The sequence below is a fragment of the Paenibacillus tritici genome (genome assembly GCF_013204885.1).
Lineage (GTDB): Bacteria > Bacillota > Bacilli > Paenibacillales > Paenibacillaceae > Paenibacillus_AQ > Paenibacillus_AQ tritici.
Window position 1 is genome coordinate 402650 of record NZ_JABMKX010000001.1, and the last position, 14322, is coordinate 416971.

General features: G+C 54.4%; 12 protein-coding genes. All 12 read left to right on the top strand.

Features of this window, described 5'->3' with window-relative positions:
* The first annotated feature begins 5 nt into the window (after positions 1–5).
* The 12 genes from HQN87_RS01920 (at position 6) to HQN87_RS01975 (ending at position 14313) form a co-directional block, all read left to right on the top strand.
* Positions 6–995 (top strand): beta-ketoacyl-ACP synthase III, encoded by a 990-nt coding sequence (locus HQN87_RS01920; protein WP_173126873.1) that lies wholly within the window; start codon positions 6–8, stop codon positions 993–995.
* Between the two features lie 45 nt (positions 996–1040).
* Positions 1041–1964: an ACP S-malonyltransferase gene (gene fabD / locus HQN87_RS01925; protein ID WP_173126876.1), complete on the top strand. Its 924-nt coding sequence runs from the start codon at positions 1041–1043 to the stop codon at positions 1962–1964.
* A 51-nt stretch (positions 1965–2015) separates the two neighbouring features.
* On the top strand, positions 2016–2765 hold the full coding sequence (gene fabG / locus HQN87_RS01930) for a 3-oxoacyl-[acyl-carrier-protein] reductase (RefSeq protein WP_173126879.1): 750 nt from the start codon (positions 2016–2018) through the stop codon (positions 2763–2765).
* A gap of 122 nt (positions 2766–2887) precedes the next feature.
* Entirely contained in the window at positions 2888–3121 is a 234-nt protein-coding gene (locus HQN87_RS01935; RefSeq protein ID WP_039307421.1) for an acyl carrier protein, read from the top strand.
* 218 nt (positions 3122–3339) lie between these two features.
* Positions 3340–4578, top strand: coding sequence for a beta-ketoacyl-ACP synthase II (fabF, locus tag HQN87_RS01940; protein ID WP_173126883.1), 1239 nt, complete (start codon positions 3340–3342; stop codon positions 4576–4578).
* Positions 4579–4592: 14 nt separating this feature from the next.
* Positions 4593–5297 (top strand): ribonuclease III, encoded by a 705-nt coding sequence (gene rnc, locus HQN87_RS01945; RefSeq protein ID WP_173126887.1) that lies wholly within the window; start codon positions 4593–4595, stop codon positions 5295–5297.
* A 226-nt stretch (positions 5298–5523) separates the two neighbouring features.
* Entirely contained in the window at positions 5524–9093 is a 3570-nt protein-coding gene (smc, locus tag HQN87_RS01950; protein ID WP_173126890.1) for a chromosome segregation protein SMC, read from the top strand.
* An 80-nt stretch (positions 9094–9173) separates the two neighbouring features.
* A complete protein-coding gene (gene ftsY, locus HQN87_RS01955) occupies positions 9174–10166 on the top strand; it encodes a signal recognition particle-docking protein FtsY (protein ID WP_173126893.1) in 993 nt (330 codons plus the stop codon).
* A 106-nt stretch (positions 10167–10272) separates the two neighbouring features.
* Positions 10273–10425: a hypothetical protein gene (locus HQN87_RS01960; RefSeq protein ID WP_173126896.1), complete on the top strand. Its 153-nt coding sequence runs from the start codon at positions 10273–10275 to the stop codon at positions 10423–10425.
* Positions 10426–10992: 567 nt separating this feature from the next.
* Entirely contained in the window at positions 10993–12456 is a 1464-nt protein-coding gene (locus HQN87_RS01965) for a circularly permuted type 2 ATP-grasp protein (protein ID WP_173126899.1), read from the top strand.
* A 40-nt stretch (positions 12457–12496) separates the two neighbouring features.
* Positions 12497–13450: an alpha-E domain-containing protein gene (locus HQN87_RS01970; protein WP_173126902.1), complete on the top strand. Its 954-nt coding sequence runs from the start codon at positions 12497–12499 to the stop codon at positions 13448–13450.
* The gene (locus HQN87_RS01975) at positions 13447–14313 is read left to right on the top strand and encodes a transglutaminase family protein (protein WP_173126905.1); all 867 of its coding nucleotides are present in this window, start codon (positions 13447–13449) and stop codon (positions 14311–14313) included. Before HQN87_RS01970 ends, HQN87_RS01975 begins: the two co-directional genes overlap by 4 nt.
* Positions 14314–14322: the final 9 nt, after the last annotated feature.

Consider the following 14322-nt stretch of genomic DNA (forward strand, 5'->3'; position numbering starts at 1 on the left):
ACGACATGAGACAATTACGTCCGGTAGGAATCATTGGGACAGGGAAATATGTACCTGAGAGAATATTAACCAACAGCGATCTGGAGAAGATCGTCGAAACAAACGATGAATGGATCGTCAGCCGTACAGGCATCCGGGAGCGGCATATTGCGGCCCCGGAGCAAGCCACTTCTGACCTGGCTTATGAAGCGGCACTGAAGGCACTGGAATCTGCCGGCATGAAGGCGGAGGAGCTGGATCTGATCATTGTAGCTACGGTTACGCCGGATAGCGCCTTCCCGTCCACAGCCTGCATTCTGCAGGACAAGCTGGGAGCCAAGAATGCGGCCGCCTTCGATCTGTCAGCAGCCTGCTCCGGGTTCGTCTACAGTCTGGCTACAGCAACCGGCTTTATCCAGAACGGCATGTATAACAATGCGCTTGTGATCGGCGCGGACACCCTGTCGCGTATCACGGATTATACAGACCGCAATACCTGTGTGTTGTTCGGAGACGGTGCCGGTGCGGTAATCGTCGGTGAAGTTCCGGAAGGACGGGGCTTCCAGTCCTTTGATCTTGGAGCGGAGGGCTCAGGCGGCAGCCTGCTTAATCTGGAAGCAGGCGGTTCGCGTCTTCCGGCTTCCCGGCAGACCGTAGAAGATAAGAAGCACTTCATTTATATGAATGGCCGTGAGGTCTTTAAGTTTGCGGTTCGCGTTATGGGATCGGCTACGGAACGTGTGCTGACCAAGGCGGGATTGACCAAGGAGAATATCGACTTGTTCGTGCCGCATCAGGCCAATATCCGGATTATTCAATCCGCGATGCAGCGCCTGGAGCTGCCGCCCGAGAAGGTTATAGTCAACGTTGATAAATATGCGAATACCTCTGCCGCTTCCATTCCGCTGGCCCTGGTAGAAGCAGCAGAAGAAGGCCGGATGAAGGCGGGCGACACAGTGCTTATGGTCGGCTTCGGCGGTGGACTTACCTGGGGCGCTTCTGTGCTGATCTGGTAAGTAACAGGGCATTAATAATAGTAACGGGAAGGAGCTTCAACCCTCATGAGTAAAATCGCATTTGTCTTTCCCGGTCAGGGTGCACAGACAGTTGGTATGGGTAAAGATGTATATGAAGCTGTGCCTCAGAGCCGTGCGGTCTTTGAGAAGGGCGACGAGGTGCTTGGTTTTCCGCTGAGCAGGCTTGTATTTGAAGGCCCGGACAGCGAATTGAAGCAGACGGTGAATACACAGCCGGCACTGGTTACAGCCAGTGTGGCTTATCTGGAAGCGCTCCGCGGGCTTAACATTACACCGGATTATGTGGCAGGCCACAGTCTTGGTGAATACAGCGCTCTTGTAGCCGCCGGGGTGCTGTCTTACGAAGATGCTGTCCGGCTGGTCCGCCTGCGCGGACAGTTCATGGAAGAGGCTGTGCCTGGAGGACAAGGGGCTATGGCAGCGGTGCTGGGTGCCGAGCGCGGCGCCCTCACAGAATTATGCCGCAGCATTTCAGAGTCCGGGAATTCCGTGGAGCTGGCGAATGTCAATTGTCCGGGGCAGATCGTGGTCTCCGGTTCGGTAGCAGGTGTCGGTGAAGTGGTGCAGCGTGTGAAGGAAGCGGGAGGCAAGCGGGCCATTCCGCTGGAGGTAAGCGGACCGTTCCACTCTTCTTTGATGAAGGGGGCGGCTGAGCGGCTGGCGGCTGAACTGCAGAAGGTAACCTTCAATGCCCCGGCTATGCCTGTAGTGGTCAATGTGACTGCTGCTCCGGTAACAGACCCGGAAGAAATCCGTAATCTGCTGGTAGCCCAGGTATTCTCTCCTGTTCTCTGGCAGGATAGCGTGGAATGGCTGATAGCGGCCGGAGTGGATACCTTTGTAGAGATCGGTTCCGGCAGCGTGCTGGCTGGGCTGATCCGCAAGATTGACAAGAATGTCAAGGTCGTGAATATCAACAGTCTGGAGAGTGCCGGGGCTGGCTGGTAATCCGCCGGACATGGCAATAGTTGCATGATTATTGAAGGGGGACAACCTAGCATGTTTGCAGCACTAAAAGGTCAGACCGCCCTGGTCACCGGCGGTTCCCGGGGAATCGGCCGCAGTATTGCCCTGGCACTCGCTGCGCAGGGTGTCAAGGTGGCGGTGAACTATTCCGGCAGCCTTCAGGCAGCCGAGGAGACCGTAGCCCGGATTCAAGAGCTTGGCTCGGAAGGAATTGCTCTGCAAGGGAATGTCGGCAACAGCAGTGAGGCCGAGAACCTGGTCAAAGAGGTGATCGGCGTCTGGGGAAAAATTGATATCCTGGTGAACAACGCGGGGATTACGCGGGACAATCTGATTATGCGTATGAAAGAGGAAGAATTCGACCAGGTCATCGAAACGAATCTAAAGGGTGTGTTCAACTGCCTGAAGGCAGCAACCCGCCCGATGATGAAGCAGCGTTACGGCCGGATCATCAATATTTCCTCTGTCGTAGGCGTGACGGGGAATCCCGGCCAGGTGAATTATACCGCTGCCAAGGCGGGGGTAATCGGAATGACGAAGTCTGCGGCCCGCGAGCTGTCGGCGCGTGGAATCACCGTGAACTGCATCGCGCCCGGCTTCATTGATACCGACATGACCCGTGAGCTGTCCGATGAAGTCCGCAGTGAGCTGATCAAGGGGATTCCTCTTGCCAAGCTTGGGCGGGCGGAGGACATTGCTAACGCGGCGGTATTCCTGGCCTCGGAAGGGGCAGCCTATATGACAGGCCAGACACTTCATGTGGATGGCGGAATGTACATGTAAGGCTTTGCTAAGCGTCTGATCAGTACGGGGGAAGAGAGCAGAGGCGGCCAGAAAGCGTTTTTTATGCTCTATGGTATTTTGACTTCATATCTCGTATAATACCAAAAGAGGAGGTGAACCGGATGTCCGATGTATTGGAGCGTGTAAAACGCATTGTCATCGACCGCTTAGGTGCCGATGAAGCAGAGGTAACATTAGAAGCGTCTTTCAAAGATGATTTAGGTGCTGATTCTCTTGACGTAGTAGAATTGGTAATGGAATTGGAAGATGAATTCGATATGGAAATCTCTGATGAAGATGCAGAGAGTATTACGACCGTGGGTGAAGTTGTGAAGTACATACAATCTCATACCTAGAGTCATATGATTGAGGGTCCCGTTCCTGCCAGGGCGGGACTTCTCCTCATTTTACGGTCCTTTAAGAGTGAGCAGGAGTGTATCAGCATCTTAATGAAAGATAATAAGTGAACCGCAGATTGGATAATCCTGCGGCGACTGCAGTTTATATAGACTTCAGGCGTGTTCTCCTCTACGAAGCTACAGAGGTACACAGCCTACAGACGGGGTGATTGTGTTTGAATCATAGAGTGGTTGTAACAGGTATGGGTGTAATGACTTCGCTGGGTAAGGATCTGGAGACGTTCTGGGATAACCTCATGAGCGGCAAGTCCGGAGTATCCCTGGTTGAAGCTTTTGATGTCAGTGATTATACAACGCGTATCGCTTCTTCGGTCAAAGACTTCGATCCGGAGGCCCGGTTCGGCCGCAAGGAAGCCCGCAAGATGGACAGGTTCGTGCAATTTGCGGTGGCTGCCGGTGAAGATGCGCTGAAGGACAGCGGACTTACCATTGGTGAAGATATTGATGCAGAGCGGATCGGCGTGTCTGTCGGCTCTGGCATCGGCGGCCTGGGCACATGGGAAGATAACCACAACCTGCTGCTCGAAAAAGGCCCGAAGCGGGTTAGCCCGTTCTTCATCCCGATGATGATTGCCAACATGGGCTCCGGCCAGCTGTCCATTAATCTCGGTGCCAAAGGACCGAATACAACAACAGTGACCGCTTGTGCCACAGGCAGCCATTCCATTGGCGAATCCTTCCGCCTGATCCAGCGCGGGGATGCGGATGCGATGATCTGCGGCGGTTCAGAAGCAACCATTCGTCCTACGGGTATGGCAGGCTTTTGTGCAATGAGAGCTATGTCCACCCGCAATGACGAGCCTCAGAAGGCCAGCCGCCCGTTTGATGTGGACCGTGACGGGTTCGTGATGGGCGAGGGTGCAGGAATCCTGATTCTCGAGTCTCTCGAACATGCGGAGAAGCGCGGCGCGAAGATTTATGCCGAAGTTATTGGCTATGGCCTAAGTGCCGATGCCCATCATATGACGGAGCCTGATCCTGACGGCGCAGCACGCTGCATGAAGATGGCGATTCGTGATGCCGGAATCTCTCCGGAGGACATCGACTACATTAATGCACACGGCACCTCTACACCGGTAGGCGACAAATCAGAGACAGCGGCTGTGAAGAAAGCGCTTGGAGAGCATGCATACAAGGTAGCAATCAGCTCGACCAAGTCGATGACAGGCCACTTGCTCGGTGCAGCGGGTGGTGTGGAAGCGATCATCTGCGGACTATCGCTGCAGAAGGGCATGATTGCCCCTACGATCAATTTGGACAACCCTGACCCGGAATGCGATCTGGACTATGTTCCGAATGTGCCGCGTAAGGCTGAGCTTAACATCGCAATGTCGAATTCCTTCGGCTTCGGAGGGCATAACGCGACCGTTATTCTCAAAAAATATAATAAGTAAGGGGAGACAGTGCAGTGAAAGGAGACCTGAAGCAGTTACAAAGCCAACTTCAAATCCAATTTCACGATCCTGTACTTCTGAAGCAGGCCTTTACCCATGCATCCTATGTGAACGAACACCGGTTCAATCAGCATCAGGACAACGAGCGCCTGGAGTTCCTGGGTGATGCGGTGCTTGAGCTGACGGTGTCCGAATATCTGTACAATCTGCTCCCGGACAGACCCGAGGGTGAACTGACCAAGCTGCGTGCGGCGATTGTGTGTGAGCCGTCGCTGGTCCGTTTTGCCGAAACCTTGGGCTTCGGGCGATTCGTACTGTTGGGAAAAGGGGAAGAGCTGACGGGCGGGCGTACCCGCCCGGCTCTGCTGGCCGATGTGTTCGAAGCCTTCGTGGGAGCGCTCTATCTCGATCAAGGCCTGGAAACGGCCCGGAGATTTCTGGATAATCACGTATTCCCGCTGGTTGAGACCGACGGTAAGCTGCAAATGCAGATGAGCGATTTCAAGACAGAGCTTCAGGAACTGATACAGCATCATGGCATGGGTACGCTGGAATACCGGATTATTGAAGAACGCGGTCCGGCGCACGAGCGTGAGTTCGTCTCTGAAGTCTATATGGCCAGCCGTTCACTCGGCAGCGGCAGCGGCCGCTCCAAGAAGGAAGCGGAGCAGCAGGCAGCGGCAGCGGCGTTATTGCTTCTGAAGGAAGACGGCGCTTGAAGGCATATTTGAACGAGTAGAAGCGGAGTAGAGCAGCAATGGTCTGAATGCCGGCGATATCGGCGGAAGTCAGACTTTTGCTGCTCTTTTTCGAAATATCAGAAGTTATATGTTTTGGGGTCCCCACACAGAACTTGAGTAAACATCGAAGCAGGCGCACCCCTTTGTGGGGTTGTTTTGGCAAGGAAACACTATGGTATAATAGGTCAGAGGTGATTGGCGAGATATGTTTCTGAAACGGATTGAATTAGCGGGCTTCAAATCATTTGCCGACAAAACGGAAATGGAATTTGTGCGCGGCATTACGGCCGTAGTCGGCCCGAACGGCAGCGGCAAAAGCAATATATCCGATGGCATACGCTGGGTGCTTGGAGAGCAAAGTGCCAAATCACTGCGCGGCGGCAAGATGGAGGACATTATTTTTGCCGGAAGTGATGCCCGTAAAGCAGTTAATTACGGCGAGGTCTCGCTGACGCTGGATAATGAGGATCATGTGCTGCCGCTGGATTTCAGCGAGGTTACCGTGACCCGGCGTGTTCACCGCAGCGGAGATAGTGAATATCTGATTAATAAGCAGGCCTGCAGGCTGAAGGATATCACGGAGCTGTTCATGGATACCGGCATTGGCCGTGAAGCCTATTCGATTATTGGACAAGGCCGGATTGAAGAGATTCTCAGTACCCGTTCTGAAGACCGGAGGGGTATTTTTGAAGAGGCTTCAGGTATTGTTAAATATAAGTCACGCAAAAAGGATGCCGGTCGCAAGCTTGATGAGACCGAGCAGAATTTGCTGCGGATTCATGACCTGATCAGTGAGCTTGAGGATCAGGTGGGACCGCTTAAAGACCAGTCTGAGAAGGCTATACGTTATAAGGAACTGCGTGAGCAGCTTAAAGTTCTGGAGATTTCGGTATATGTGCATCAGATCGAAGGCATACATACGGCCTGGCAGGAGGGCAATGCCCGCCTGGAGCTGCTCAAGACAGAACAACTGGAGCTGTCTACTGTTGTCTCCGCCCATGATGCCAAGCTGGAGAGCGGCCGGGCCGAGCTTCGGAGCCTGGAGCAGGAAGTGGAGAAGCTGCAGGGACAGCTGCTGCATTACAGCGAAGCGAATGAGAAGAGCGAAGGCTACGGCGAACTGCTGAAGGAACGCCGCAGGAATCTGGAGAAGAACCGGGAACAGCTCATGCAGACTCTGGGGTCTGTAGGAGAACGTTCCGAGGGGCGGCAGCGTGAGCTGGCGGAGCTGGAGCATAAGCTGAAGCAGTCCAGACAAGCCCTGGAGGATCTGCGGGCCGAGCTTAGCGATGAGGAATCGAAGCTGCAGGGTGTGGCCGGAGGCATCAGCCAGAGCAAGGAAGAGAAGCTGAAGAGCGCGCTGCTGGAGCTGATGAACCTGATGGCTCAGGCCCGCAACGAGATCCGCTATGCGGATCAGCAGAAGGAGAGCCTGGAGCGGCGGATGAGCCGCAGCCAGGAGGAGAGCGGCAAATGGACAGCCCGTCTGGAGGAGCTCGTCTCCGCCCAGGCAGGGCTGAAGGATAAGATTGCCGCGCTCGGCAAGGAAATCGGCCAGCTGCGCGGTGCGTATATTACGGAGAGCGAGCAGACCGGCAAGCGGCAGAAGCTGCTGGAAGAAACGCAAAGCGGCCTGCGCAAATGGGAGCAGAAGCGCGAGGCCCAGGTCTCCCGGCATGAGACGATGAAGGAAATGCAGGATGATTTTGACGGATTCATGCTTGGGGTCAAAGAGGTGCTGAAGGGTGCGCGCAAAGGACAGTTGAGCGGTGTGCACGGTGCAGTGGCTGAACTCATATCCGTTCCGGAGAAGCTGGAAATGGCGGTGGAGACGGCCATGGGCGCTTCACTGCAGCATGTTGTCATGGAGAATGAGGCGGTATCCCGGCAGGCGATTGCTTTCCTGAAGCAGCGTCAGCTTGGGCGGGCAACCTTCCTCCCGCTGGATGTAATCCGGCCCCGGCAGATTACCGGCAGTGACCGGAGTATGGTGGAAGGCGCCGAAGGGTTCGTCGGAATCGGTTCGGAGCTGGTCGGCTATGAAGATAAGTATGCGAGCATTATCGGCAGCCTGCTGGGGAATGTGGTGATCGCCGAGCGTCTGGAGCAGGCGAACCGCATTGCCGCCAAATGCCAATACCGCTACAGAGTGGTTACGCTTGAAGGCGATGTAGTGAATGCCGGCGGTTCGATGACAGGCGGCAGCCAGCATAAGAAGAACAACAGCCTGCTTAGCCGCAAGCGACAGCTAGACCAGCTCTCCGGCGAGATTGAAGAGAGCGAGCAGCAGATTGCCAAGCTGAAGCAGGGCATCAGCCGCTTGCGTGCAGAGCAGGACAAGGCAGCACAGAAGCTGGAGGAGCTGCGGCATGACGGTGACGAGAAGCGCCTGGAGGAGCAGCGGGTATCCGGTGATCTGAAGCAGCTGGAGCAGGAGCTGCGGCATGTGCAGGAACAAGTAGAGGGTGCAGGCGCAGAGCGCAGCGGCTTCGAGAGTGAGGTACGCGGGCTCGAAGAGGCCCGCAAGCAGGCCGAGACTGAGCTGGCCCGCCTGGAGAAGGAAGAGCAGGAAGCACATGCGGCGATCCGCAGTGCCGAATCGGACCGCAAGGCGAATGAGACCGCCAAGGAAGAGCTGCAAGGCAAGCTGACGGGCATGAAGGTCACGGAGGGCAAGCTGGATCAGGAGATTTTCTCCCTGGAGGAGCAGCTCCGGCGCATGAGGCAGGATGCCGGTTCGCAGGAGAAGGAGCTGCGTCAGAGCCGCAGCCTGCTGATGACCATCGAGCAGGATCTGGAAGAGAATACACGCGAGGCAGTGAAGCAGAAGGAAGAGGTCAACAGCCTGCGGCTGAACAAGGAAGATACCTCAGCGAAGCTCGACCTGGCGCGTGCCGACCGCGCGGCTATCTCGCGCAAGCTGGAGCTGGCCGAAGGCGAGACCAAAGACCAGCGGCAGGCGCTCCGGGCGGTTGAAGACAAGCTCCGTTCCACCGAGGTTGCCGTAGGGCGGCTGGATGTGGAGCTGGATAATATACTCCGCAAGCTGAGCGATGACTATGAGCTGAGCTATGAGCTGGCGAAGCAGCGTTATCCGGTGCCAGAGGATGTTCCTGCGGCGCAGATGGAAGTGCAGCGTCTGAAGCGCAGCATCTCGGCTCTGGGTGAGGTTAACCTGGGTGCGATTGAAGAATACCAGCGGGTACATGAACGTTATACCTTCCTCAGCGGGCAGAAGGATGATCTGGTGGAAGCCAAAACAACGCTCTACCATGTGATCCACGAGATGGAAGAGGAGATGTCGAAGCGCTTCAAGCAGACCTTCGATGCGATCCGCCGGGAATTCGGCACGGTGTTCACGAAGCTGTTCGGCGGCGGCCGGGCAGATCTGCAGCTGCTGGACCCTGAGCATATGCTGGATACGGGGATTGATATTGTCGCGCAGCCTCCGGGCAAAAAGCTGCAGAACCTTCAGCTTCTCTCCGGCGGGGAACGCGCCTTGACCGCAATGGCTCTGCTGTTCGCCATTCTGCAGGTGAAGCCGGTGCCGTTCTGTGTGCTGGATGAGGTGGAAGCGGCACTGGATGAAGCCAATGTCGTGCGTTTCGCCCAGTATCTGCGGGAGTTCTCGGAGCAGACGCAGTTTATCGTAGTCACCCACCGCAAAGGAACGATGGAGGAAGCCGATGTTCTCTATGGCGTAACCATGGAGGAAGGCGGCGTGTCCAAGCTTGTATCGGTGCGGCTGGAGGATGAAGAGGCGGAGATTGCCTGACGGGTAGATGCTTACGAAGTTAGTTTTGTACGAAGTGAATCAATGAAGCCTAGACTCACAAAACTTTTAGGAGGAACAATATGAGCTTTTTTAAGAAACTGAAAGAAAGCATCTCCGGTAAAACGGAAAGTGTGACCAAACAGTTCCGTGACGGCCTGGAGAAGACACGCAAGGGTTTCGTGGAGAAGGTCTCAGATCTGATTATCCGCCGCAAAAAAATAGATGAAGAATTCTATGAGGAGCTGGAAGAGATTCTGATCGGCGCCGATGTGGGCGTTAATACGGTCATGAAGCTGGTCGAGGAGCTGCGCGCTGAAGTGAAGCAGAAGCGGATTGAGGATGCTGCGGAGCTGCAGCCGATTCTCTCCCGCAAGCTGATGGAGCTGCTGCGCGGCGACGACGACAACAGTCTGAAGGAGAATCCGGACGGCATTACCGTCATTCTGTTTGTCGGCGTTAACGGAGTCGGGAAGACAACAACCATCGGCAAGCTGGCGCACCGCTACAAACAGGAGGGCAAGAAGGTTCTGCTGGCGGCAGGCGATACCTTCCGTGCAGGAGCGATTGAGCAGCTTGAGGTCTGGGGCAAACGTGCCGGTGTCGATGTCATCAAGCAGCAGGCGGGCTCTGACCCGGCGGCGGTGATGTTCGATGCCGTTCAGGCTGCCAAGCAGCGCGGTGTAGATGTACTGATCTGCGATACTGCGGGCAGACTGCAGAACAAGAGCAATCTGATGGAAGAGCTGAACAAGATCTTCCGTGTCATTCAGCGTGAGATTCCTAGCGCCCCGCATGAGGTACTGATGGTGCTGGATGCCACTACCGGGCAGAATGCGCTGAGTCAGGCCAAGCTGTTCGGCGAGAAGAGCGGCGTGACCGGTCTGGTGCTGACGAAGCTGGACGGTACGGCGAAGGGCGGCATCGTAGTAGCGATCCGTCAGGAGATGAATTTGCCGGTGAAGCTGGTGGGTCTGGGTGAGAAAATGGAAGATCTCCAGCCGTTTGACTCAGACCAGTTCGTGCATGCCCTATTCGCAGGCATGATCTCTGAAGAAGCGGACGCCGAAGAATAAGCACTCTAGGCAAGAGCGGAAATGGTAGTCGGAGACCTTTAACTACAATAGATGACTGCGACGAAACCTCCCTTTGGAATGAAATATTCCCGGGGAGGTTTTTTTGTTGAACGGACTGGACCAGCACAAGGGGGAGGGAAATCGGAAATCTGGAACCGGAACCGGAACTAGGGAACCGGAACTAGTTGGATTTTCTCCACTTGCTGAGGAAAGAATGGCCTCTGTTAGAGCAGTAGTTGGAAAAACAACACTTAAATGAGCGCATTTCAGCCAATGTAGCTGATACTAACACTAGCAGTTGTAGTTTTTCCACTTGCTTCCCCTCATCCCTCAGAAATCGTAGAATTAAGATACGTTTGTCCATCTGCTGTTGCGGGGCTGCCGCTTCTTGGCTTCCCGCGCAGAATCCCCCTCCATGGACATAGCCTCCTCTGCCGAAAGCAGCCTCCACCAGTGCATAACCATCCTTCGGCTTACTCCCCTTTTGGCGTTTCAAAGAATATGCCGAAATCATGTTAAAAAAACAACATATGAAAAATTATCAATAGTACTACTTGCCATAGTACTGCTTGTCAGCGCTCCAGCATACAATTGGATGTACAATTCACTCTATACGCCCTTGAGAGCAGTGAAAAGAAAAAGGGAGCGATTCCAATAAGGCAGAATGATTCGAAAACTCCATTTTGCTGTTATATATATTGACATGAATAATATCAATTACGTATTATGAAGGTAGTAATTAATATTTTCATGATGAATTACTGAAATTAAGACTTCATTGTCAACATACTTAACACATTATACTGATCCGAGAGGAGTCGGGCTCATGTCCAAACTAGATCCTTTGCCCGGTCTGTCTCCGTATCCGCTGCAGCATTTCTATGATGAGATGTATGCGGATGAACGGAGTGTCCGGCCTCATTACAAGCATGTGAACCGCATGTTTTCCGGGATGAGCCCCGAAGAGCTGCAAGGCAAGCAGAAGCTGATGCAGCGTCGGATGATGGAAGAAGGCATTACTTTTACACTGTACAACCCGGCACAGGATCAGCCTATGGAGCGGACGATTCCTTTTGACATGATTCCGCGCATTATCCCGAAGGGGGAATGGGAACGGCTGGAGGCGGGCATTGTGCAGCGGATTACAGCACTGAATCTGTTCATACATGATATTTACCATGAACAATATATTGTGAAGGATGGAATTGTACCGCGGCGGATGATTATCTCCAACTGTTACTTCCGGCCGGAAATGACCGGACTCCGTGTACCAGGAGGGGCTTATATCACCACATCAGGCATTGACCTGATCCGGCATCATGACGGCGAATATTATGTGCTTGAAGACAATCTGCGCACACCTTCCGGCTTCTCGTATCTGTTCAAAGGCAGATCGCTCATGAACCAGCTCTTTCCTGAATTATCGTTTGCCAGCTCGATCCGCGATGTGGATCACAGCCTGAACCGTTTCCTGTCCGTTCTGCGCAGCCTGTCTCCGTCCCGGACCAAAGATCCGGTCATTGCCCTGCTGACACCGGGAGAATACAATTCGGCTTATTATGAACATGCTTTTCTGGCGCAGCAGATGGGGATTCATCTGGTTGAAGGCCGTGATCTGGTTGCACAGGACCATAAGATTTACCTGAAAATGATGAACGGTCTGCGCAGGGTTGATGTGCTGTACCGCCGCCTGGATGATGATTTCATTGATCCGCTGGCTTTTCAGCCCGGCTCGCTGCTTGGGGTCGCAGGTCTGATGAATGCCTACCGGGCAGGCAATATCGCTATTGCCAATGCACCCGGGACGGGTGTCGCCGACGACAAAGCCATGTATGTATATGTGCCGGATATGATCCGCTATTATCTTAATGAAGAACCGATTCTGGGCAATGTGCCGACCTACCTGCTGTCACGGCCTCAGGAGCGCCAGTATGTGCTGGATCATCTCTCTGAAATGGTGGTGAAGGAGACCTCACTCTCCGGCGGCTACGGGATGCTGATCGGGAGTGAAGCGACGAAGCAGGATCTGGTGGATTTCCGGCTCAAAATCCTGGCAGAACCTGAGCGTTATGTCGCCCAGCCTATCATGTCATTGTCCCGTGCGCCGGTGCTGTCAGACGGCAGTATGGCCCCGCGGCATATTGATCTCAGAGCGTTCGTGCTGATGGGGGCCGACCGCAAGGCTCATGTCATTCCGGGAGGCTTGACCCGGGTGGCCATGCGCGAGGGTTCGCTGGTCGTGAATTCTTCCCAGGGCGGGGGAGTGAAGGATACCTGGGTGATGGCCTGAGCGGACCTGTACAAGGACAAATTAGGAAGGGGCGGGTAGGATGCTGAATCGCAATGCGGAGGCTTTATTCTGGATCGGCCGTTATATTGAACGGGCTGAGAATCACGCCAGGCTGATCGACGTTCATTACCATATTCAGCAGGAAGAGGATTTCCAGGAGGAGGGCCACAAGTGGTCCCGGCTGATTGATGCGCTCGGAGTGCGGAATGAGTATATGCGGCAATTTGACAGCTTCAGCGAGCAGGATGTGTTGTCTTTCATTACGCTGGACCTCGGCAATACAAATTCTTTGTTCTCCTGTGTGCATCAGGCCAGGAATAATCTGCGCACGCTGCGCCAGCATTTGCCGAGCGAGCTGTGGGATATCGCGAACGGCTTCAACCTGTGGCTCGGAGAGCAGTCCGTAGCGGATATTATGAGCGGCCCCCACCAGTTCTATCAGCAGGTTAAGGAACGTGCAGCCATGTTCCTCGGCGCCGAGCAATCGGTGATGCTCCGGGGCAACGAATGGCATTTCATTGAGAGCGGCCGGTTCCTGGAACGGGCGGAGAATACGACACGTATCCTGCAGGCCGTCACCGTATCCTGCAAGTCGAAGGATATTAATTCGATCTATACCCAGCTTCAGGCCGTACTGAAATCGGTGAGCGGTTATCAGTCCTTCCGCCGGTATTATGCCGATGACATGTCGCCGGAATGCATCCTTGAATTTCTGATCGTGAACCCGTATTTCCCCCGCTCGATCCGCTTCTCCTTCCACAAGCTGGAGGAGCATCTGGCCAAGCTGGAACTGGATTCTTCTGAGAAGGGCTCAGGGCATGAGAAGGTGATGCGTCAAGCCGGCAAGATCAAAGCGGAGCTGGATTATATGGAGAAGGAAGAGATGTCCGGTGATCTGACGCTGGATGTGCTGGAGGCGTTGATGTTATCCTGCCAGAAGCTCGGCAGAACGATGGACGGTGCTTTTTTTCGCCGTGAAGGAGTCTCGGTATGAAGATTCAGATCCATCATACGACGACCTACAGCTACGCAGAGCCGGTGACGGACAGTGTCAATGAAATCAGGCTGACACCGCGGACGAATTACCGCCAGTCCTGTTATCATCATGAGGTAGAGGTGCATCCGCCGGCCAATCTGCTGACCTATGAGGATTTCTTCGGGAACCGTGTCCATGCCTATTCGGTCAACAAGCCGCATACGGAGATGGTGATTCATACCAAAGCGACCGTGGTTACTCTCGACAAAGCACAAGGCGCCGACCTGCCGCATATCCCGCTGGAAGAGCAGGTGAAGCTGCTGAATGACGAGAAGTTTCAGAACCGCTATATCGAGTTTATTTTGCCCACCAGATATACCGAGGTGACGCAGGAGCTGGTTGAGTTTGCTTCGCAGCATCCTTTCGATGAAGCCGAGGATATGTATGAATGGACGAAAAAGCTGTCTTCCACCATCTACGAGCAGTTTACGTATGACCCCGACGCGACGAGCGTCAACACTACGGTCAAAAGAGCGCTGATGCTCAAACGCGGAGTCTGCCAGGATTATGCGCATCTGATGATTGCCGTCTGCCGCAGTGTCGGTCTGCCCTCGCGTTATGTGAGCGGGTACCACTTTGTCGGTGATCTGCAGGGAGGCAACGCCGACTTTGAACAGGCCTCCCATGCCTGGGTGGAGACGCATATTCCCGGAACGGGCTGGCTGGGCTTCGATCCTACCAATAACGTTGAAGTGAACTGGCGGTATATCAAGCTTGGACATGGACGGGATTATAAGGATATCGTGCCGGTCAAAGGCGTATACCGCGGGGTAGCAGGCACGCTTACGGTTAAGGTGGATGTACGGAAGCTGGATAGTTAATGGAAAGTG

Excerpts from the sequence above, each read along its gene's own strand:
- fabD (WP_173126876.1), top strand. The coding sequence starts at position 1,041 with ATGAGTAAAATCGCATTTGTCTTTCCCGGTCAGGGTGCACAGACAGTT.
- HQN87_RS01965 (WP_173126899.1), top strand. The coding sequence starts at position 10,993 with ATGTCCAAACTAGATCCTTTGCCCGGTCTGTCTCCGTATCCGCTGCAG.
- HQN87_RS01975 (WP_173126905.1), top strand. The coding sequence starts at position 13,447 with ATGAAGATTCAGATCCATCATACGACGACCTACAGCTACGCAGAGCCG.
- smc (WP_173126890.1), top strand. The coding sequence starts at position 5,524 with ATGTTTCTGAAACGGATTGAATTAGCGGGCTTCAAATCATTTGCCGAC.
- fabG (WP_173126879.1), top strand. The coding sequence starts at position 2,016 with ATGTTTGCAGCACTAAAAGGTCAGACCGCCCTGGTCACCGGCGGTTCC.
- HQN87_RS01920 (WP_173126873.1), top strand. The coding sequence starts at position 6 with ATGAGACAATTACGTCCGGTAGGAATCATTGGGACAGGGAAATATGTA.
- HQN87_RS01970 (WP_173126902.1), top strand. The coding sequence starts at position 12,497 with ATGCTGAATCGCAATGCGGAGGCTTTATTCTGGATCGGCCGTTATATT.
- HQN87_RS01935 (WP_039307421.1), top strand. The coding sequence starts at position 2,888 with ATGTCCGATGTATTGGAGCGTGTAAAACGCATTGTCATCGACCGCTTA.
- ftsY (WP_173126893.1), top strand. The coding sequence starts at position 9,174 with ATGAGCTTTTTTAAGAAACTGAAAGAAAGCATCTCCGGTAAAACGGAA.